This is a genomic window from Mesorhizobium sp. WSM4842 (genome assembly GCF_055901575.1).
Genome location: NZ_CM148372.1, coordinates 6,674,299 through 6,692,919, shown reverse-complemented (window position 1 = coordinate 6,692,919; position 18,621 = coordinate 6,674,299). Strand labels below are relative to the sequence as shown.

The 18,621-nt window shown below is 59.3% G+C and carries 15 protein-coding genes and 7 pseudogenes; 15 read left to right on the top strand and 7 right to left on the bottom strand.

The features are described 5' to 3' along the window. Positions 1 to 13 precede the first annotated feature (13 nt). The 6 genes from AC0NIE_RS32405 to AC0NIE_RS32380 all read left to right on the top strand — a co-directional run bounded on the left by AC0NIE_RS32405 (position 14) and on the right by AC0NIE_RS32380 (position 7,042). The gene (locus AC0NIE_RS32405; RefSeq protein WP_473489677.1) at positions 14 to 1,165 is read left to right on the top strand and encodes a CaiB/BaiF CoA transferase family protein; all 1,152 of its coding nucleotides are present in this window, start codon (positions 14 to 16) and stop codon (positions 1,163 to 1,165) included. Between the two features lie 121 nt (positions 1,166 to 1,286). Continuing rightward, positions 1,287 to 2,201, top strand: a complete 915-nt coding sequence (locus AC0NIE_RS32400) for an HpcH/HpaI aldolase/citrate lyase family protein (protein ID WP_473489655.1) — start codon at positions 1,287 to 1,289, stop codon at positions 2,199 to 2,201. Between the two features lie 171 nt (positions 2,202 to 2,372). Further along, positions 2,373 to 3,299: a LysR family transcriptional regulator gene (locus AC0NIE_RS32395; protein WP_473489654.1), complete on the top strand. Its 927-nt coding sequence runs from the start codon at positions 2,373 to 2,375 to the stop codon at positions 3,297 to 3,299. A gap of 192 nt (positions 3,300 to 3,491) precedes the next feature. Further along, complete coding sequence (locus AC0NIE_RS32390; RefSeq protein WP_473489653.1) at positions 3,492 to 4,925, top strand: NAD-dependent succinate-semialdehyde dehydrogenase; 1,434 nt, start codon at positions 3,492 to 3,494, stop codon at positions 4,923 to 4,925. Between the two features lie 6 nt (positions 4,926 to 4,931). Next, positions 4,932 to 6,476, top strand: coding sequence for a fumarate hydratase (locus tag AC0NIE_RS32385; RefSeq protein WP_473489652.1), 1,545 nt, complete (start codon positions 4,932 to 4,934; stop codon positions 6,474 to 6,476). Between the two features lie 68 nt (positions 6,477 to 6,544). Further along, complete coding sequence (locus AC0NIE_RS32380) at positions 6,545 to 7,042, top strand: Lrp/AsnC family transcriptional regulator (protein ID WP_473489651.1); 498 nt, start codon at positions 6,545 to 6,547, stop codon at positions 7,040 to 7,042. A 768-nt stretch (positions 7,043 to 7,810) separates the two neighbouring features. On the opposite strand, the pseudogene AC0NIE_RS32375 reads toward AC0NIE_RS32380, so the two are convergent. From AC0NIE_RS32375 to AC0NIE_RS32365, 3 genes and pseudogenes are all read right to left on the bottom strand, one after another. Next, a pseudogene (locus tag AC0NIE_RS32375) lies at positions 7,811 to 7,951 on the bottom strand (IS110 family RNA-guided transposase); the annotation flags it as partial. Beyond that, a pseudogene (locus AC0NIE_RS32370) lies at positions 7,948 to 8,301 on the bottom strand (transposase); the annotation flags it as partial. The pseudogenes AC0NIE_RS32370 and AC0NIE_RS32375, both read right to left, overlap by 4 nt. After that, positions 8,291 to 8,464 carry a hypothetical protein gene (locus AC0NIE_RS32365; protein ID WP_474045165.1) on the bottom strand — a complete coding sequence of 58 codons (174 nt, stop codon included), beginning with the start codon at positions 8,462 to 8,464 and terminating at the stop codon, positions 8,291 to 8,293. The gene AC0NIE_RS32365 and the pseudogene AC0NIE_RS32370, both read right to left, overlap by 11 nt. Positions 8,465 to 8,585: 121 nt before the next feature. On the opposite strand from AC0NIE_RS32365, the gene AC0NIE_RS32360 reads away from it, so the two are divergent. From AC0NIE_RS32360 to AC0NIE_RS32350, 3 genes are read left to right on the top strand one after another with little or no spacing between them, the layout of a single operon-like run. After that, entirely contained in the window at positions 8,586 to 9,677 is a 1,092-nt protein-coding gene (locus tag AC0NIE_RS32360) for a tyrosine-type recombinase/integrase (RefSeq protein ID WP_474045213.1), read from the top strand. After that, the gene (locus AC0NIE_RS32355; RefSeq protein WP_473490024.1) at positions 9,674 to 10,600 is read left to right on the top strand and encodes a tyrosine-type recombinase/integrase; all 927 of its coding nucleotides are present in this window, start codon (positions 9,674 to 9,676) and stop codon (positions 10,598 to 10,600) included. The genes AC0NIE_RS32360 and AC0NIE_RS32355 overlap by 4 nt, the downstream gene beginning before the upstream one ends. Then, the gene (locus AC0NIE_RS32350) at positions 10,597 to 11,586 is read left to right on the top strand and encodes a tyrosine-type recombinase/integrase (protein ID WP_473490025.1); all 990 of its coding nucleotides are present in this window, start codon (positions 10,597 to 10,599) and stop codon (positions 11,584 to 11,586) included. Before AC0NIE_RS32355 ends, AC0NIE_RS32350 begins: the two co-directional genes overlap by 4 nt. Before the next feature lie 79 nt (positions 11,587 to 11,665). Here AC0NIE_RS32350 and AC0NIE_RS32345 read toward each other — a convergent pair. The 3 genes and pseudogenes from AC0NIE_RS32345 to AC0NIE_RS32335 all read right to left on the bottom strand — a co-directional run. Then, positions 11,666 to 12,430: pseudogene (locus tag AC0NIE_RS32345) on the bottom strand (IS256 family transposase); the annotation flags it as partial. A 170-nt stretch (positions 12,431 to 12,600) separates the two neighbouring features. After that, positions 12,601 to 13,362 carry a class I SAM-dependent methyltransferase gene (locus AC0NIE_RS32340; RefSeq protein ID WP_473489961.1) on the bottom strand — a complete coding sequence of 254 codons (762 nt, stop codon included), beginning with the start codon at positions 13,360 to 13,362 and terminating at the stop codon, positions 12,601 to 12,603. A 321-nt stretch (positions 13,363 to 13,683) separates the two neighbouring features. Next, positions 13,684 to 13,909: pseudogene (locus tag AC0NIE_RS32335) on the bottom strand (CapA family protein); the annotation flags it as partial. 77 nt (positions 13,910 to 13,986) lie between these two features. Here AC0NIE_RS32335 and AC0NIE_RS32330 point away from each other — a divergent pair. Beyond that, positions 13,987 to 14,157: pseudogene (locus tag AC0NIE_RS32330) on the top strand (Lrp/AsnC ligand binding domain-containing protein); the annotation flags it as partial. 186 nt (positions 14,158 to 14,343) lie between these two features. Beyond that, positions 14,344 to 15,750, top strand: a complete 1,407-nt coding sequence (locus AC0NIE_RS32325) for an aminotransferase (protein ID WP_473489967.1) — start codon at positions 14,344 to 14,346, stop codon at positions 15,748 to 15,750. A gap of 361 nt (positions 15,751 to 16,111) precedes the next feature. Here the strand turns inward: AC0NIE_RS32325 and AC0NIE_RS32320 are convergent, their stop codons facing one another. Continuing rightward, entirely contained in the window at positions 16,112 to 16,420 is a 309-nt protein-coding gene (locus AC0NIE_RS32320) for a hypothetical protein (protein WP_473489970.1), read from the bottom strand. On the opposite strand from AC0NIE_RS32320, the pseudogene AC0NIE_RS32315 reads away from it, so the two are divergent. The 4 genes and pseudogenes from AC0NIE_RS32315 to AC0NIE_RS32300 all read left to right on the top strand — a co-directional run bounded on the left by AC0NIE_RS32315 (position 16,355) and on the right by AC0NIE_RS32300 (position 18,613). Then, positions 16,355 to 17,079, top strand: a pseudogene (locus tag AC0NIE_RS32315) (helix-turn-helix transcriptional regulator). The gene AC0NIE_RS32320 and the pseudogene AC0NIE_RS32315 overlap by 66 nt on opposite strands. A gap of 101 nt (positions 17,080 to 17,180) precedes the next feature. Next, positions 17,181 to 17,812, top strand: a pseudogene (locus tag AC0NIE_RS32310) (acyl-homoserine-lactone synthase). Further along, positions 17,757 to 18,065 carry a transcriptional regulator domain-containing protein gene (locus AC0NIE_RS32305; protein ID WP_474045163.1) on the top strand — a complete coding sequence of 103 codons (309 nt, stop codon included), beginning with the start codon at positions 17,757 to 17,759 and terminating at the stop codon, positions 18,063 to 18,065. Before AC0NIE_RS32310 ends, AC0NIE_RS32305 begins: the two are co-directional and overlap by 56 nt. A 269-nt stretch (positions 18,066 to 18,334) precedes the next feature. Then, the gene (locus AC0NIE_RS32300) at positions 18,335 to 18,613 is read left to right on the top strand and encodes a DNA -binding domain-containing protein (protein ID WP_474045161.1); all 279 of its coding nucleotides are present in this window, start codon (positions 18,335 to 18,337) and stop codon (positions 18,611 to 18,613) included. The last annotated feature ends 8 nt before the right edge of the window (positions 18,614 to 18,621 follow it).

Genomic DNA, 18,621 nt, shown 5'->3' with positions numbered 1-18,621 from the left:
CGGTGTGTCACCAATGCACAATAGCCTTGAGGGGATCACCGTCGTCACTGTAGAGCAGGCCGTTGCCGCGCCTTACGCGTCGTCTCGCCTTGCCGATGCCGGCGCCCGGGTAATCAAGATCGAACGGCCCGAAGGGGACTTTGCCCGAAACTACGACAGGTTGGTGCGGGGACAGAGCGCTTACTTCGTCTGGCTCAATCGGGGTAAGGAGTCGGTGTGTCTGGACCTGAGATTGGAGGCGGACCGCGAGGTTCTCGATACACTTATTGTCGAAGCTGACATCTTTATCCAAAATCTGAAGCCGGGCAGTATCGAAAAACTGGGTTTCGGGTCTGCTGATCTCCGTCGGCGATTTCCGCGTCTGATCACCTGCGATATCTCTGGTTTCGGCTACACAGGGCCGTACTCCCATTTGAAGGCCTATGATCTCATCGTCCAGGCCGAAACCGGTCTATGCGCGATTACGGGCAACCAACAGGGCCCTGCGCGTGTAGGAGTCTCTGTTTGCGACATTTCCGCGGGCATGACGGCGCACAGTGCTATTCTTCAGGCACTTTATCACCGCGAGGTGACCAGCGAAGGGGCCAGCATTCAGGTGTCGTTGTTCGATGCCGTTGCCGACTGGATGAACGTGCCGGTTCTACAAAACGACTACAGCGACTATCATACGGAACGCGCCGGCGTGAAACACCCGTCGCTGGCGCCGTATGGCGCCTATCGGTGCGCCGATGGCAAAGACGTCATCTTTTCGGTTCAGAATGACCGCGAATGGGTGAATTTTTGCGAGAAGTTCCTGAAGCAGCCCGAGCTCACACGCACACCTGGTTTTGCTGACAATATGGAGCGCCTCGGTCACCGTGCGCAACTTGATGAGATCATTGAACGGCGGTTTTCTGAACTATCCTGCCACGAAGCAATGGAGGAGCTTGAGGCGGCCGGTTTGGCATATGGCCGACTCAACGAAGTTGCGGATGTTTCAAGGCATCCACACATTCGCAGGCTGCAGGTTGGAACACCCGAAGGAACCGTAGAGACGATAGCGCCGGCGGCGATTTTCAACTCTGGGCGCCCCTCGCTGCGCCCAGTTCCGGCTCTTGGCGCTCACACGGAGACTGTCCGAGAAGAGGTTCTGCGGATTTTGCGTGAAAGAGCCGCGTCGGCGTGAGCGTGCGTCTTGTCGGTAAGGCGGGTGCGCTCCCGATCTACAGGAGAGCGTGTGTACCTCGGGCCGTCCAGCGAATCGGCGGCCCAGCGAGCTCGCTAAAATCGACCGCAGAGGCGACACCATGATCAAGGACACCTTTCCGGCCATTGAAACCGCTATGTCTGTACCCCGCTGGAGATCCCTGCTCTTCGTTCCCGCTCACGTTCCGCGCTTTGTTAAGATGGCCCATGAGCGGGGTGCAGATGGCGTCATACTCGACCTGGAGGACTCTGTTCCCCAGAATCAGAAGGGCCAGGCACGGCGGCAGCTCCCAGAATCCGTGACAAAAGTGAGTCGTAACGGCGCGTCGGTTTTGGTCCGCGTGAACCGTGGCCTGCGCGCGCTGGCTGCCGACCTTGAAGCAGCGATCGTCGCAGGCGTCAATGCGCTTGTCCTTCCCAAGGTGGAGTCGGCCGAGTGGGTGATGGAAGTCGCTGATGCCGTGACGGAACTTGAGCACGAAAGGAATCTTGACGCGGGAAGCGTTCGGTTCGTTGCCCAGATCGAAACTCCGGGGGCATTGACGAGACTCGCGGCAATAGCTTCGGCCCATCCACGGATGGCCGCGATGGCGCTTGGCCCGGAAGATTTCAGCGCGGCCGTTGGCGGGACACCAGATCCGGAGCTTCTTCTAGGACCGAACCTTTCGGTCTTGTTCGCCGCCCGCGCGAGAGGTCTGCTGCCTCTGGGTTTCGTTGGAAGTATCGGGGAGTTCTCGGACACGCAGAAGTTCCGCGATGTCGTCATACAGGCAAGGCGGCTCGGTTTCGTGGGAGCGTTGGCAATTCATCCGACACAAGTTGCCATCCTGAATGAAGCCTTCTCGCCTAGCGCGGAGGAGTTCGAGTGGGCCCGGCGCGTGCTCGCGGCCGAAAGGGATGCTGCGGCAGAGGGTAGAGGTGCTTTTGCCTTGGACGGAAAGATGGTGGATCCCCCGGTTGTCAGGAGGGCCCGTGAAATTATCGCCATGGGTCCGAAAGCCGCGTTGGGCGTTTGAACGGCTGATTTAGCCCAGACTCGGACGACAAGACACGAGGGCTCCACTTGCATCGGCCGCGATTGCCACGGCGATTGCTGCAGCGCGGCACAATTATTGCTTTCTCGCCATCACTTTTCGAGATAGATAAGGGGAAATTGGGGAAAGTGCCTCAGTTGGGCTCTTCAAGTCATGGAAATTAGGCAGTTAAAATACTTCGTCGGCGTAGTCGAAGCAGGCAGCTTCACGAAGGCCGCTGCGGTCCTCAATATTGCTCAGAGCGCCCTGAGTCTGCATGTGCGTCAGTTGGAGGAAGGCTTCGGCACTCAGCTGCTGATACGCGATAGGACCGGCGTGAGCGTGACGGCGTCAGGAGCCAAACTGCTCGAACGAGCGCGGGCGATTCTCAACGAAATTCGGCTCACCGAGGCGGAATTGACCAACACAGCCGCTTCCCCTGCCGGGGAGGTGACCATTGGCATTCCGTCCGGAGCCGCTCGCGTGCTGAGCGGCCCCCTGCTTGAATCAGTGAGAGCCGAACTGCCGAGGGTCTCACTAAAGATGATCGAGGGTATGACGGGACCGCTGGAAGAGTGGATGGCTGCTGGCCGCTTCAATCTGGCAGTTCTCTACCGCACCGCGGATAGTGTGGCACGAATGACAATCTTGGCGCGCGAAGAGCTCTGCCTCGTGGTGCCGTCAGGTGAGCCGCCTTTCGAAGATTCGATATCTCTGGCGGATCTACACGCGTTCCCGCTGGCGGTTCCCATGCGCAATAACAATGTCAGACGTTCGGTGGCTGACGTCGTCGCACAACACGGTTGCGCGCTGGACGTCAAGTTTGAAGTGGACTCGCTCTCAACGATCATCAACATGGTTATTGAAGGAAAAGCCCATTCTATTCTCGCCCCCTCGGCCGTTCAAAAAGAAGCCTCTCAAGGGCTGGTTCGGACGGTCAAAATCGTCGATCCGGTGATCATCCGTTCCGTCGTGCTTGCCGTAAATCCAAAAGATGAGCGTTCTGCGGCCGTCTCCGCGGTCCGCAAGCTCGTCCCCAAGGTTGCCAGAGAATTAATTGAGAGTCGGGCCTGGGCAGCCGCGGCACCTGACGCGGCCTGAACTCTTCACCATATTTGGGCTATGTCTTCTTGCGGCCATCAGGATCAGATCGATCTGGATTCCAGATGGATATCGGCAATATTCGATATTTGACCTGCCGCGACACTCGCGATGAAATTGGCTCAAGCGAGTTCAGCGGTTCGGTGTCGAATGGCGCTCGTATGGCAAAAATTCACACAAGTGGAGCACGCAATGTCAGACGCCAGGAGCCACGAGCTCTTCATTAATGGCAAATGGCGGGCCGGTGGTAGCAGAGCCACATTGCCGGTGATTAATCCGACAACTGAGAAGGTATTTGCCTCGGTGGCCTCGGCGACGGTGTCGGATCTGGATGAGACCCTCGCTTCGGCAGAACGCAGCCGCAAGGCTTGGTCTTCACGGCCTGCAAAAGAGCGTGCCGAAATCCTGGTAGCAGCCGCAAGAATCTTGGCAACGAAGATTGAAGCAGCAGCCAGGGAGCTGTCGGCCGAACAGGGAAAAACGATTGCCGAAGCGACAGGTGAGTACGCACGCGCCGTCGAAACGCTGGAATGGAACGGCAGGCATGCCGAAGAGCTGTCGGCTCCGATTCCGATGGGTCCGAACCGGATGATCGTCCCGGAGCCGCTCGGTGTCGTTGCTGCCTTTACGCCATGGAACTATCCGGCCGTTCTCATCGCCCGCAAGCTCGCCCCCGCGCTGGCGGCAGGCTGCCCGGTGATCCTCAAAGGGGCCGAAGAGACACCAAGCGTGGCGGTCCATATCATTGAATCGTTGCACCAAGCAGGCATCCCGGAGGGCGTGGTCAATCTGGTCTTCGGCGTGCCGGTGCATATATCGCGGCATCTGCTCAGTTCGCCAATCGTGAAGGTCTTGACTTTCACGGGCTCAACCGCGGTTGGAAAGCAGCTGGCCACGCTCGCCGCAAATAATTTGCAGCGTTGCATCCTTGAGCTCGGTGGGCACTCCCCGGTCATTGTGTGTGAGGATGCCGACCTGGCAAAGGCGATACCGGCAATTTCAGAATACAAGTTCGAGTGCGCGGGCCAGAGCTGCAATGCGCCTAGCAGGATTCTCGTCGCTCGGTCTCTCTATGAGCAATTCTTGTCCCGGATGACAGAAGCAGCCCGCAAGATCAGGATCGGCCAACCGGACGACCCTGCAACGGAGATGGGACCAATGGCAAACGCGCGGCGAATCGAGGCCATGCAGCGTCTCACCAAGGATGCGGTCGATCGCGGCGCCCGCATCGAGACTGGTGGAACCCGCCTCGACGGACCGGGCTTTTACTGGCCGCCAACCATCCTGACGGGCGTACCGAAAGATGCCAGAGTGCTTCATGAAGAGCCGTTCGGACCGATCCTCACCGTGGCTCCGTTCGATACGCTCGAAGAGGCCATCGAGGAAGCCAACGCCACTGAGTATGGGTTGGCCGCTTACTTCTTCACGGACGCTGCCGATACGCAACGAAAGCTGGCCAACAGTCTTTCGGCGGGCGCTGTCAGTGTGAATTACCTGAAAGGAGTTTCAGCGGATGCGCCTTATGGAGGGGTCAAACAGAGCGGCTATGGATATGAAGGAGGCGAGCAGGGGGTACGGAGCTTCCAGATCTTGAAAATGGTCAACGGCCTCAGCTCATTTGGATGAGATCCGGTGGGAAGTAGAACACGGAACATCGTTGGCAAGGACATCACAAGGAGCGTGGCAGACGCCCTTCAGTACATCTCATACTATCATCCTCCAGATTATATCCGCTCCCTTTCGCAGGCATATGCGCGCGAACAGAGCCCAGCGGCAAAGAACGCAATAGGGCAGATTCTGCTGAACTCCCGCATGGCGGCCTTCGGGCGACGACCGATCTGTCAGGATACCGGCCTTGTGGTGGTCTTCGCAAAAGTCGGCATGGACGCCCGGATCAAATCAACGGCCAATTTCGCAGACCTCGTGAATGAGGGCGTCCGTCAGGCCTATCTCGACCCGGACAACCCCCTTCGGGCATCGATCGTTGCCGATCCGCTCGCCGGACGGGTCAATACTCGTGACAACACGCCGGCGGTCGTCCACGTCGACCTTGTACAAGGTAACCATATTGAGATCACCATTGCCGCAAAAGGCGGCGGGTCAGAGAATAAAGCACGGTTTACCACCTTGAACCCCAGCGGGTCCGTTTCCGACTGGGTGGTCGATACCGTTTCGACCCTCGGCAGTGGGTGGTGTCCGCCCGGACTGATCTCCGTTGGCGTCGGTGGTAGCGCTGAAAAGGCGATGCTGCTGGCCAAGGAGGCTATGAATCAGCCCATCGATATGGCGGAATTGATTGCCAGGGGGCCTTCAGGCGCGGAAGAGGCACTGCGGATTGAACTTTATGAACGGATTAACGCGCTGGGCATCGGCGCCCAAGGCCTTGGTGGCCTGACGACAGTCGTCGATGTCAAGGTTGCGAGCTATCCTACCCATGCGGCGTCCAAACCCGTGGCGCTCATTCCGCAATGCGCCGCCAACCGGCACCTGAACTTTACCTTGGATGGCTCTGGACCAATCACGCTGGAGCCGCCCGATTTGCGCGCGTGGCCTGACATTGGAACCGACGAATTGAGTCCAACCGGCGTGAGAAGAGTCAACCTCGATGCGTTGACCAAGGAAGAGACGGCATCGTGGCGCTGTGGTGAAACGCTCCTACTGTCCGGAAAGATGCTGACAGGCCGTGACGCCGCCCACAAGCGAATGGTCGAGTTGATCGACGCCGGCAGGCCGCTTCCGTTCGATCTGCAGGGACGCGTTATCTACTACGTTGGACCCGTCCGCGCCGTGAGAGATGAGGTCGTCGGACCGGCTGGCCCAACAACCTCCAGCCGCTTGGACGATTTTACGGAGAAGGTGCTCGCCGAAACCGGGCTTTTCGCGATGGTGGGCAAAGCGGAGAGAGGCCGGGCGGCCATCGAGTCGATTGTAAGACACAAAACGCCCTATCTCATCGCAGTGGGGGGGGCCGCTTACCTGATATCAAAATCGATCAAGTCAGCGCGGCTCATTGCCTTCGAAGACTTGGGCATGGAAGCAGTCTATGAATTCGAGGTGCAGGACATGCCTGTCATCATGGCCGTCGACGTTGAGGGAAACTCGATTCACAATTCCGGGCCTCTTGATTGGCGCAAGCGCATGGCGGCGGAAAGCATAGCACGCAACATCGGCGTTTGAGCCTTTTGGCCAGGCTCCGTTGGTCGGCATCAATTCCGTCGTCGACAACGGCTTTAGAGCAGAAGGTCATGAAGTCGAAACCCAATCCTGTGCGCCTGGACGCTTGGGATCTCCGGATTCTTTCAGAGATTCAGTCCGACGGTCGGATATCAAAAAGCGAGCTTGCGAAGCGCGTTCATCTTTCGGCGTCGGCCTGCTCGGAGCGGCTCCGTGCACTCGAGGTCGCAGGGATTATTGAGGGTTTTTACGCGCGGCTGAGCCCGGCCCTCATCGGCGGCATAGTCTTTGTAATGGTGGAGGTCGTGCTGGATCGTCATCGCCTCGAGGACCAAAGACACTTCGAGACTGCGATCCAACGATATCCGGAAATCCTGGATTGCTGGGCTATCGGGGGCCGGATCGATTATCTGATGCGCGTCGCATCTCGTTCTATGGCTGCGTATCAAGATTTCATGGACGGATTGCTGCAGGCAGGCTTGGGGATCGATCAATATTTCAGTCTTGTCGTGACCAAACCTGTGAAATGCAATTCGCCGATCCCCTTGTCCCCACTAAGGCAAGGCTAAACTCGCCCCAAGCCTTGGTCCTCCACGGCGTTTGATCCCGATTCCGCGAATTCGTCGGCTAAAGACGTGCGTTCCTGCGAAACTCAAGCGACGTTTGCGGTATGCTAATTGCTAACAGAGGCGGCCCGCCGAGAACCCTCCGCCAAGGGTGGCGAGGAGAGGGACCATGCGCTTGAGCAATCTGGGAACCGAGCAACTCAGGGAGAAGGATCGAAGCCGTCAACGCATCTGGCCAAGCTCAGCCGAGGCGAGACCCCAAACCGGATATTCAATGCGATCAACGCCATCCTCAAATCGGGCCCGGACCGCGTGCCGCCCGCGGTCGAGCCGGCAAAGCCCACTCCATCGCACGCAAACGAAATGAGCGCTCACCATCGTGTGAAATCGCTGTTCAGAATCAAAGAAATGCGCGTGCAAAGCCGATCGCTTTATATGCTCAAGAGGATAAGAGTTGCCTATGCCCCAAACCTCGGAAAAGTTGTGTGCGTCAAGTTCTTGTGTGGATGCCAGCCATTTTGCAAGGAGGAACCTGAAGCATTGGACATGTGATCGAGTGCGGTCATGTGTCAGGCCTTGATTTGCGGCCGTTCCATGTGCCGCGGGCCGGTATGGTGATGCGCGGATCAGGTCCAAATCAGCAAAGCGAGCTTGCGTGGGCTCTCAACTTGACTCTGGTTTTCCTGACCCCGATCTGATCGATCATTTGCCCATGCAGTTCATGCCTTCCTCACATCTCCGACGTCCCGGTCTCAGGTGCGTTGTTGCAAATCACGCAGGCACCGTCGCCGGATTCCGGTAGTCCTCCTGTTTCGTCAGCATGGCCCAGATGCCACGCGCCATCTTGTTGGCCAGCGCGATTGCCACCAGCATGCGCGGTTTCTTCAACATCAAGCGGGCAAGCCAGGAACCGCCCGAACCAGCCGCAAACAGCTCTGCGGGTTGGGGAAGATGCGAACGACCAGGGTGCGCCGCTTGATCTCCTGGTTCAGCCGCTCCAGCATGTCCGTCGACTTCATGTGCTTGTGATGCGGCAGCGGCAGCCGGTAGAAGCTCAGCGTCTCCTCGATGTTGTTCTCCACCCAATCCACCAGCTTCGGGTATTTGGCCTGCCATTTGGCGATCCACTGCGCCAGGTCGCGCTTGACCTCGGCCAGGTCGCGCCGGTCATAGAACCATCTGAGCTCCATCAGGCAGTCGTCATCGACCTTGCGCGGCACATAATCGAGCGCGTTTCTGAGGAAGTGGACCTTATGCCGACGTCGGCATAACGTCCATTATGCCGATGTCCGGATTATGCCGACCTTGGGGGTGGATGTCGGCTTCGGAGGCGGTGATCGCTGCGATGGGGTCGGCATAATCACCGGCGGTCTGACGGATCGTGCAAACTCCTCTTCTTGTTTCCAAAGAAGGGGATGCTTTCATGTCAATCGATCCGTTTCGCGTTCGCGTCCAGGGCCCGCTTGCCACGTTTGCGGCTGGGTTTGCCGGCGAACTCGCCCGACAAGGCTATACGCCGCTTTCCGCTCGCGAGCAGATGCGGCTGGTGGCGCGGTTGAGCCGCTGGCTCGTATTGGAAGGCATGGATGTGGAGGGACTGGGTGCGAGCGAGGTCGATCGGTTCGTCCGTACCCGTCGTGCCGCTGGCCCGCAACTCCGCTCGATCAAAGCATTGCAGCCCCTGTTGGCCTATTTACAGTCTCGCGGCGTGGTGCTGCCGTCGCCCCGTGCACCCGACGATCCGGCAGATCAGTTGCTGGAACGATACCAACGCTATCTGGCGATTGAGCGCGGTTTGGGGAAAGCGACCGCCGATGTCTATGCCCGGATGGTGCGCCCCTTTCTGCGTCATCGATTGTCGTCCGACGGGCGTGCCCTGGACCTTGCGGGTTTGGCCGCGACCGACGTCGTCACCTTTGTCGTGGCACGTTGCCCTCAGCTGAGCCGCGGCGCGGCAAGCCTGACTGTAACGGCGCTGCGGTCGCTGCTCACGTTCCTTCATGTCGAGGGTCTCATCGCGCGATCTCTTGCCGCTTGCGTGCCCTCGGTCGCCGATCGGCGATTGGCTGGGTTGCCAAAGGGACTGGATTGCGACCAGGTTCAGCGCCTGCTGACGTCCTGCGGCCGCGATACGTCGAACGGCTGCCGCGACTTCGCGGTCCTGACCATGTTGGTTCGTCTCGGCTTGCGGGCGGGGGAAGTCGCCAAGCTCAAGCTTGACGACCTGGATTGGCGGACCGGTGAGATCCTCGTACGGGGCAAAGGAAGCTGCATCGAACACCTTCCCTTGCCGGACGATGTCGGCGAAGCGGTGGCGGCCTATCTGCGTTACGGCCGTCCCCGGACCGCCCAGGGCCGGACAGTATTTGTGCGCGTCAGGGCGCCCCATAATGCCCTCACAAGCACTGGCGTGTCGCAAATAGTGGCCGCCGCCGGTTGCCGCGCGGGGCTCGGCCAGATCTACGCCCACCGCCTGCGCCATACGGCGGCGTCGGCGATGTTGCGCGCCGGTGCGTCGCTACCGGAGGTCGGGCAGGTCCTGCGTCATCGCCGCGCCCTGACAACGGCGATCTATGCCAAGGTTGATCGCGAAGCCCTGCGAACGATCGCCCGCCCTTGGCCGGGAGAGGTGGCATGAGCGCCCTTCGCCAGGCCCTGGCCGATTACCTGGCCATGCGTCGCGCCCTCGGCTACACGCTTGTTCGGTCCGAGAAGCTTCTTGCCCAGTTCCTCACCTACCTCGAGGCGCAGGGCGAAGACCACCTGACCACCAAGACGGCCCTCACTTGGGCGATGCTGCCGGCAGGCGCCGATCGAAGCTGGATGTCGGCGCGACTTTCCGTCGTTCGCCGCTTTGCGACCCATCTGCGCGGGATCGAGCCGGCAACCGAGGTGCCGCCGTGTGATCTGCTGCCGGGGCGATCTTGCCGAGCGACGCCCTACCTCTATTCGCAGGAGGACGTCATCGCCTTGATGACGGCAACCGCGGCCTTGCGCACGCCGCATCGGGAAGCAACCTACCGGACCCTGATCGGCTTGCTGGCCGTGACCGGAATGCGGGTTGGAGAAGCGATCGGCCTGGACCGCGACGACTTCGATGCGGTCGGCGGCGGCCTCACCATTCGGCGCGGAAAGTCCGGAAAATCCCGCGAGTTGGCGTTACATCCGAGCACTGTTGCAGCCCTCGGCAATTATCTGCGCCGGCGCGATCGACCCCGCCGGCCGCCGAACACGCACGCCCTGTTCGTCTCACCGGCCGGCACCAGGCTGCTCTATGTGAACGTTCAAAACACGTTCCAGAAGCTCGTCTGTCGCGTCGGCATCGCGCCGCGCTCGGCGGCCTGCCGACCACGGCTCCACGATCTGCGGCACGCGTTTGCTGTTCGCACGCTTCTTGATGCTTATCGCGACGGCGGTGATCCGGGGCGCCGGCTTGCCCTGCTGTCGACCTATCTCGGTCACGTCGATCCGGGCAAGACGTACTGGTATCTCTCGGCGGCTCCGGAATTGCTGCAACTGGCCGGTGATCGTCTGGAACGACGGATCGGAGGCGGCGCATGACCGCCCTCAGCGCGACCTTGCAGGCGTTCTTCACCGACCGCCTGATCCGGCAGCGGCAAGCCAGCCCGCATACGCTCGCCGCCTATCGGGACACCCTGCGGCTTATGCTGGTCTTCGCCGCCGCGCGGCATGGCACAGAACCTTCCAGGCTGGAGTTCGACGACCTCGATGCCGCGTGTGTCGGCGACTTCCTCGATCACCTCGAGCGTCATCGGGGCAACAGCGCGCGGACCCGGAATGCGCGGCTTGCCGCAATCCGGTCGTTGTTCCGGTTCGCCGCCCTTCGTTATCCCGAGTACGCCGCGACAATCGAACGGGTGCTCGCCATTCCGCCTAAGCGTTTTGAGCGACGGCTTGTGACGTTCCTGACGGAGGACGAACTCGATGTATTGCTGTCCGCCCCCGCGCGGTCGACCTGGACCGGGCGGCGCGACCACGCCTTGCTTCGGCTCGCCGCCCAAACCGGCCTGCGGGCGTCCGAACTGATCGGCCTTCACTGCGCCGATATCCACCTCGGTTCCGGCGCTCATGTCAGCTGTATCGGAAAGGGGCGAAAGCAGCGGATCACACCCCTTACCTCCAACATGGCCGCCGTGCTGCGCGTCTGGCTAGCCGAACGTGCCGGGCAGCCGGCCGATCCCCTCTTCCCTACACAGACCGGCAGGATGATCAGCCGCGACGCTCTCGAGCACCGGCTCGCGAGGTATGTCGAAATCGCTGCCAGAAACTGTCCGTCGCTGCAGCGGAAAAGGGTCACACTGCACACCTTGCGTCATACCGCGGCAATGCGACTGCTGCGTGCCGGCGTCGACACCTCGGTGATCGCGCTGTGGCTTGGCCACGAACAGATCGAGACCACCCACATCTACTTGCACGCCGATCTGGAGCTTAAAGAACGCACCCTGGCGAAAACCACGCCGGCCAACACGGCGCCAGGACGCTACAGACCGCCCGACAAGCTTCTCGCTTTCCTCGAGGCGCTCTGATTATGCCGACCCCATCGCAGCGATCACCGCCTCCGAAGCCGACATCCACCCCCAAGGTCGGCATAATCCGGACATCGGCATAATGCACGTAACAGCGCTGCCAGACTGCCTCGGGCAGGACTTCGCGGATCGCCGCCCTGAGCCCCGGATGGTCGTCGGAGACGACGAACTCGACGCCGGCGAGCCCGCGCTGCTTGAGCCCTGCCACGAACGCGCGCCAGCTCGAATGGCTTTCCCGGTTGGCCAGCTCGACACCGAGCACCTGGCGCCGGCCCTCCCAGTCGACCCCGATCGCCACCAGCACCGCCTGGCTGGCGATCACGCCGGCCTCGCGCGCCCGCTCATAGCGCGCATCCAGAATGAGGTACGGGTAAGGTTCGGCAAGCCGCTGCTCAAAGAACGCCTTCAGGGCTTCATCCAGCCGCGCCGTCGCCTGGCTTACCGTCGAGGCCGAGAAGGAATGGCCGCACAGCTCCTCGGTGATCGCCTTGACCTTGCGCGTCGACACACCTTGCACGTACATCTCGACCAGCGCCGACACCAATGCCTTCTCCGAGCGCTGATAACGCTCAAACAACTCCGTCGAGAACCGGCCGGCCCGATCCTGCGGAACGCGAAGCTCCAGCACGCCAACCCGCGTCACAAGCTTGCGTTCGTATTAGCCGGACCGGTAACCAATCCGCTCCGTCGTCCGCTCGCCTTTCTCGGCCCCGATCGCCTCCGTCATCTCGGCTTCCAAAGTCTCCTGCACCACAGTCTGCAAAACTCTGCGAAAGCCGTCCTCATCCGACAACAGCAACGCTTTCAACTCGCCTCTGCTCAGTCTAACGTCTCGCTTGGTCATGGCACTTACCCTTCCACGGGAATCGGTGATCGCAACGTCACCAGCGTGCCATGGCCGCCCCTCGCCTCAGAGTAAGGGCTGTTCTCTCTCCAGAGCTTTTTGCAGAACCTTCAGGACACTATCCTCGGAAATTCTAGCTTGTCCGTAAAAGCGTCTCTAGGGGCCGTTGATTATTTGCATGCCATAACCACGAGGCGCGAGCTATCCGGTGTAAACGTTCCACCTTCTTGCCCATAAGCTTCAATAGTCTCGAACCCCGCACCTTGCAACATACGAACATATTCAGAAAACCCATACAGTCTGAAGGAAAGGTGCGTTCGTCTAACGCATCCATCGCGGACGATAATCCTTTCGAGGTTCGAGCGGTCGCTTAGCACATCGTTGCTATATATATCGATTCTTACATCGTCGTTACGCTGCGTAACGTGACAGATGGGGGTCTTGTGGCACAGGAATTCGAAGCGATTGGGTTGATCGATTAGCAAACGTCCGCCCTTTCGAAGCGAAGAAGCGGCTTCAAGCAGAACTCTCTCATTATCCGCATCATCGAAATAGCCAAACGTAGTGTACCACAGAAGAGCCGCGTCGAATCGATCTCGCCAGGGAAGTGAGCGCATGTCGCCCACAACATACTCAACAGCTAGTCCGCGTTCAGCAGCATCCGCTTCGGCTTTTTTTAGCAAGATCGGCGAGATATCAAGTCCGGCTACCCGTGCTCCTTTTTCCGCCAAACGGTTGGTAATCCGCCCATAACCGCATCCAAGTTCAATAACTGGGATGCCCGGTCTAAGAGAGAGGAGCTCCCAAATTACTCCTGCTTGTCGGTCACTAGTATCCGGTAGATTTACTACATCTCCAAAATGAATGTAATCGTCGCTGAAGTATGATTCAAGATCTAATAGGGAAACTGTGTTACAACTTCCATCATTCATCCGCCGTTCCTCCTTATACATTGCTTGAAGAGTCGGTCAAATGTTGCACAAATGGTAGAATATAAAAAGAGAAATGTTTGTGAACGTTTTCATGCTGCTATTAATGTTTTGCAACAGTCATTTGCCTCGCGTTTCGAGATTTTTTGGCGTCGGGAAGGGGCCTCTCGAGGCGCTGCTCTCGCAGCTCGTCAACATCAATCTCTCGGATTTTGGGCCCGGTACCGGTCTGAGCGACACATACCGGGCTTGAGTATATGTTCCAGCGTCCGCCGTAGCGAAGCGCATGTCGCCGTGTTGGGTGCCGCTCGTCCGCCACTAAGGCCGCGCGCCCACGGTTTCGAGAGCCGCCCCGGCTTGTGCGAGACTCTCGCCCGCACCTGCATTAATGATGCCGCTCTCGTCGAGTACCTGGCTCGCCTCGCGCATGCCTTCAGCCCCAATCAAGCGAATGGTTGTTTGCACGACCGACAATGCTGAAGCCCATCGCACTCAATTCAGGTCCAGACTCTGGAAGGCTGATGTGACAGGCGCCGCCATGCTCGGACTGCTGATCTGATGGAATGGACGGCCTCCGCTCCTGGCATCACGGTGCCATAGTGTGGCTGCCAAAAAGTCACATGAGGGATGGTCCTTTACCGTGCGATCCAAGAATATTCGGAAATCCTGGATTGCTGGGCAATCGGCAGGCGGATCAATTATCTCATGCGCGTCGCATCTCCTTCGATGGCTGCCTATCAGGACTTCATGGAGGGACACCTGCAGGCAAGCTTGGGAATCGACAAGTATTATAGTCTTGTCGTGACGGAACCGGTGAAATCCAAACCCAAACCTTGTTTTCCACGGCGTTTGATCCCGATTCCGCGAATTCGCCGGCTAAAGACGTGCATTCCCGCGAAACTCAAGCCACGTTTGCGGTATGCTAATTACTACAGAGGCGGCCGGCCGAGTGCCCTCCGCCGATCCATCGCGAGGAGAGGGACTATGCGGTTGAGTAATCTGGGAACTGAGCAACTCAGAGAGAAGGATCGAAGCTTCGTCTTTCATCCGTCTACGCATCTGGCCAAGCACAGCCGAGGCGAGAACCCAAATCGGATCATGGCCGGTGCGGAAGGCGTGTATATCTGGGATACCGAAGGCCGAAAGAGCCTCGACGGTTTCGGTGGGCTCTACTGCGTCAACATGGGATATGGCTGCACGGAAATTGCCGAGGCCATTGCCAGGCAAGCACACGAGTTGCCGTTCGCCCACGTCTATGCGAGTCAAGGAACAGAGCCGGTCGCCCTCTTGGCAGAGGCCGTGGTCGAGTATTTTGGTCAGAACATGCGAAGGGTCTTTTTCGGCCTTTCCGGCTCCGACGCCAACGAAACCAACATCAAGCTGGTCTGGTACTACAACAACATTCTCGGCCGCCCCGAAAAGAAGAAGATCATCTCGCGACATCGCGGCTATCACGGGTCTGGGCTGGTCACCGGCAGCCTGACAGGCTTGGCCTTCTTCCATAATTTCTTCGACCTGCCGCTGGACTTGGTACGCCATACCACGACGCCGCACCACTATCGCCAGGCGCATGACGGCGAAAGTGAGCAAGCGTTTTCGAAACGCTGCGCGGATGAACTTGAAGCCCTTATCCTCGCTGAAGGCCCGGAGACCGTCGCAGCTTTTATTGGAGAGCCGGTGCTTGGGACAGGCGGTATCGTTCCGCCCCCAAAAGGATACTGGACCGCTATCCAAGGCGTGCTCGACAAGCACGATATCCTTCTGATCGCCGACGAAGTGGTCTGCGGGTTTGGACGAACCGGTGAGAAATTCGGTTCCCACCTCTATGGCATGCGGCCCGACTTCGTGACTATCGCCAAGGGTTTGAGTTCCGCCTACCTGCCCATCTCCGGGTCAATCATTGGCGACCGCGTCTGGTCGGTCTTGGAACAAGGAACAGAGAAGCACGGCGCCCTCGGCCATGGCTGGACATATTCGGGTCACACGCTTTGCGCTGCGGCCGCGCTCGCCAATATTCGACTCCTAAAGGAAAAAAATATCCTGGAGCATGTCCGCGATGTCGGACCGTATTGGCATGCCCGCATGAATGCCGAACTGGCGGGGCACCCCATCGCCGGCGAGGTTCGTGGTGTCGGAATCCTCTCCGCCGTAGAGCTGATGCGAGATCCAAAACAAAGAATACCGTTTGAATCCGATCTTCAGGTCGGCGTTCGCGCCGCCGCTGCTCTGTTCGAGAACGGTGTCATCGGCCGCGCGATGCCGCACGGCGATATCCTCGGCTTTGCCCCGCCTTTGATTATCACCCGGAAGGAGATCGACATAATCGTCGACGCAACCGCTAAATCTGTCGAGACAACCTATCACGCGTTGAAGGCCGAGGGTGCGATATGAACATGCGAACGCCGACGGGAGCGAGCCGGAGGTTCGACGCCATCCCGGGTAACCAATGGGGTGGTCTCTGGGATGTTTTCCTACGGGCCAGACGCTTTGACGTCAGGCTGTCGTTAGGACTGGTCGCCCATTGGTGTCCCATGGTGAAGACGGGTTGACAGCGCATTTCTCGCCGAGCCGACCGAAACTGCTAAACTACAAGCCGTCAGATTCTAAGCATGCTTCGGATAACTTCGATCGCAAGCGATAACCAAATCACTTCTGCCGCCGCTGTCCTGTTGCTCAACGACCAGGGCGTTTGTGCGGCGCGCCCTGCCGGTGTACCTCCCCGCCGGCAGGGCGCCTTTTTTGACCCGCTGAATCAGGGTGATTGTGGCGCGCCCGCAATCGAGAGTTCGAGAAGGAGGTCATCTGCATGTCCGGATGGCACATCGAGCTTCGATATTTCTATTACACCATGGCAACCGCCCACAATCGCAGTCCGGGGAGTAGTCACCGCGGTGAATTTTCTCCAGCGTCGAATATCTCGGGGGCGAGTCCTCTCGCCGTAGCTGCCAGGAAGCCAGAGAGTCCCAAGTTTAATTGAAAACAGCCGCAGGAGAAAATGCAGCTCGTCTTCAAAACTTTGCTGGAACATTTGTCTTTGAGCGTCGATGAAGTCGATTTCCATCACGCACTGGCCAACGCTGCCAGCGCCTTCGACATTCGTGCATTCGCTTATCTGTCTCTGGTGTCTGATGGCGTCACACAACCCAGGCTGATATCGAATTATCATTCTGGTTGGACGTCGCACTACTTGCCCACCAATATGAAAGGATTGACCCGGTCATAGAATGGGCAAGGTGCAGCGAATGTCCCTTTCAGTGGGGACCGGGTTTCGGCCATGCCGGCATTTCAAAGCGACAGCAACAGCTTTTCGATGAGGCTGCCGAATTCGGCATCTGCTGCGGACTGACGATTCCACTTGTCGACCGCCGCGGCGGTGTCGCTGCGATGACCTTCGCGGCAGACAGGCTCGATCCGACCTTTATGCGCATCGCCGAGCAATATAAACAGGCGCTCGAGATTGTGGCGACGTGCTTTCACATTGGCGTTCGCCGCAAGCTTTCGGGTGGTCTGGCGGTGGATGGTGTTTTGCTGACGCCCCGTGAGTACGAGTGCCTTGAATGGACGGCGAAGGGCAAGTCCGCCTGGGAGATCGGCTGTATCTTGGGGATCAAGGAGCGCACGGCCGCTTTCCATCTGGACAATGCCAAGAAGAAGCTCGGCGTGCGCACCAAAAATCAGGCAGTGACACTGCTGGCCTCCTCACGATCATCAATTCTCTAAGGGACAGAGTCCCTCTTTGATCTACCTGTGCAAATGCACAGGCAGTCGCGGCATGAAGGTTCGCCTCCAATGGCAGGGTCATACCCTGCGAGGAGACCATCATGATTGAGCTTATTGCGCCCGGCTGGTACGGCGCCTTTGCCGACGAACTTCACGAAATGCACCGCCTGCGCTACCGCGTCTTCAAGGAACGGCTGGACTGGAACGTGCGCACGACCGGCGGCTTCGAGATCGATTCATTCGATTCCCTGAAACCGCACTATCTCGTGTTGCGCGATTCCGCCGGTCGCGTCGGGGGCGGCGTACGCCTTCTGCCCTCGACGGGGCCGACGATGCTGCGAGATGTCTTTTCGAGGCTGTTGGAAAGGAGAGCGGCACCCGAGGAACCGAGTGTCTGGGAAAGCAGCCGTTTCGCCCTTGATCTCCCACCGTCTGCACCGAAGGGCAGTGGGAGTATCGCTGTTGCCACCTATGAACTTCTCGCTGGCATGATCGAGTTCGGTTTGTCACGGCAACTCACCCATATCGTCACGGTTACGGATTTGCGCATGGAGCGAATCCTGCGTCGCGCCGGATGGCCGCTGGTCCGGATAGGTAAGCCCAGACAATCGGCACCACGCGCGCCGTTGCCGGCTTTTTGGATATCTTCGAGGAGAGCCTTGCGGCGGTCCGCCACAATGGCGGTCTTGGCGGTCCCGTGCTGTGGGCGCCGGTACTCTGCAGGGGCGCCTGACATGGTTATGATAGGTAATGACGCCGACGGGCCGGACTGGCAGGATGAGAAATCCTATCGCTACACGCGCTACCTGACCCGACGCGGCTGGGCCTGGGAATTCCTGCGGCGCAATCCGGCCTTCCAGCGTGACTTGAGGCACGCGCTTGAGCAGGCAGAATTTGCAGAAAGGCGCTGCGACGTAGAAGTGGTGAGATCGTCGCTCGATCCCACGTGGTGGGGGCTCCTGTTTCGCAAGCTCGTTGAGGCATGATGCGGCTGTGTTCTGGTGCTTCCGCCAATGCCCGCATGTTCTGCCGGTCATTGCGGAAAAGGCATTGTCGCCCGAAACGCTTTCGTTTGATCTCGTTGCCTTGCCATGTCGGGCGGCACTCGTGATCACGGCGGACGATCGCCAGCATGTCATGCTTCGAAATGCTCACCGGGATTTACAACTGGTTGTGGAGGGCGCGGAGGTTTTGTGCCCCGTTCGGCTTTCCGTCGACGCGATCTGACCCCCCGATCGGATGAGGCAGCACCTGAATGCGCCCGAATGCCTTAATGCTCTTCACGCGACTGGACAACTTCCCGACAGGCTGTTCCCCCCCGAAGCGCGCCAGCCGTCTGCGCTTTGTCCTCCGGGCACTCGACGGCTCGCTAGGCGGGGCATCGCACCGCCAAATCGCAATGGCCCTGTTGGGCCGACAACGCGTCAGGGCCGACTGGACGGATCCGCGCAACCACCTTCGCGATCGCATCCGCCGTGCCGTCCGGCGCGGTCACATGCTCATAGATCGTGGCTATTGGGATTTCCTCGCCTGAAAGTAATT

Excerpts from the sequence above, each read along its gene's own strand:
- AC0NIE_RS32305 (WP_474045163.1), top strand. The coding sequence starts at position 17,757 with ATGGCGGTCTTGGCGGTCCCGTGCTGTGGGCGCCGGTACTCTGCAGGG.
- AC0NIE_RS32405 (WP_473489677.1), top strand. The coding sequence starts at position 14 with ATGCACAATAGCCTTGAGGGGATCACCGTCGTCACTGTAGAGCAGGCC.
- AC0NIE_RS32365 (WP_474045165.1), bottom strand. The coding sequence starts at position 8,464 with ATGAAAGCATCCCCTTCTTTGGAAACAAGAAGAGGAGTTTGCACGATC.
- AC0NIE_RS32395 (WP_473489654.1), top strand. The coding sequence starts at position 2,373 with ATGGAAATTAGGCAGTTAAAATACTTCGTCGGCGTAGTCGAAGCAGGC.
- AC0NIE_RS32355 (WP_473490024.1), top strand. The coding sequence starts at position 9,674 with ATGAGCGCCCTTCGCCAGGCCCTGGCCGATTACCTGGCCATGCGTCGC.
- AC0NIE_RS32380 (WP_473489651.1), top strand. The coding sequence starts at position 6,545 with ATGAAGTCGAAACCCAATCCTGTGCGCCTGGACGCTTGGGATCTCCGG.
- AC0NIE_RS32390 (WP_473489653.1), top strand. The coding sequence starts at position 3,492 with ATGTCAGACGCCAGGAGCCACGAGCTCTTCATTAATGGCAAATGGCGG.
- AC0NIE_RS32340 (WP_473489961.1), bottom strand. The coding sequence starts at position 13,362 with ATGAATGATGGAAGTTGTAACACAGTTTCCCTATTAGATCTTGAATCA.
- AC0NIE_RS32320 (WP_473489970.1), bottom strand. The coding sequence starts at position 16,420 with ATGGAAATCGACTTCATCGACGCTCAAAGACAAATGTTCCAGCAAAGT.
- AC0NIE_RS32325 (WP_473489967.1), top strand. The coding sequence starts at position 14,344 with ATGCGGTTGAGTAATCTGGGAACTGAGCAACTCAGAGAGAAGGATCGA.
- AC0NIE_RS32350 (WP_473490025.1), top strand. The coding sequence starts at position 10,597 with ATGACCGCCCTCAGCGCGACCTTGCAGGCGTTCTTCACCGACCGCCTG.
- AC0NIE_RS32400 (WP_473489655.1), top strand. The coding sequence starts at position 1,287 with ATGATCAAGGACACCTTTCCGGCCATTGAAACCGCTATGTCTGTACCC.
- AC0NIE_RS32300 (WP_474045161.1), top strand. The coding sequence starts at position 18,335 with ATGCGCCCGAATGCCTTAATGCTCTTCACGCGACTGGACAACTTCCCG.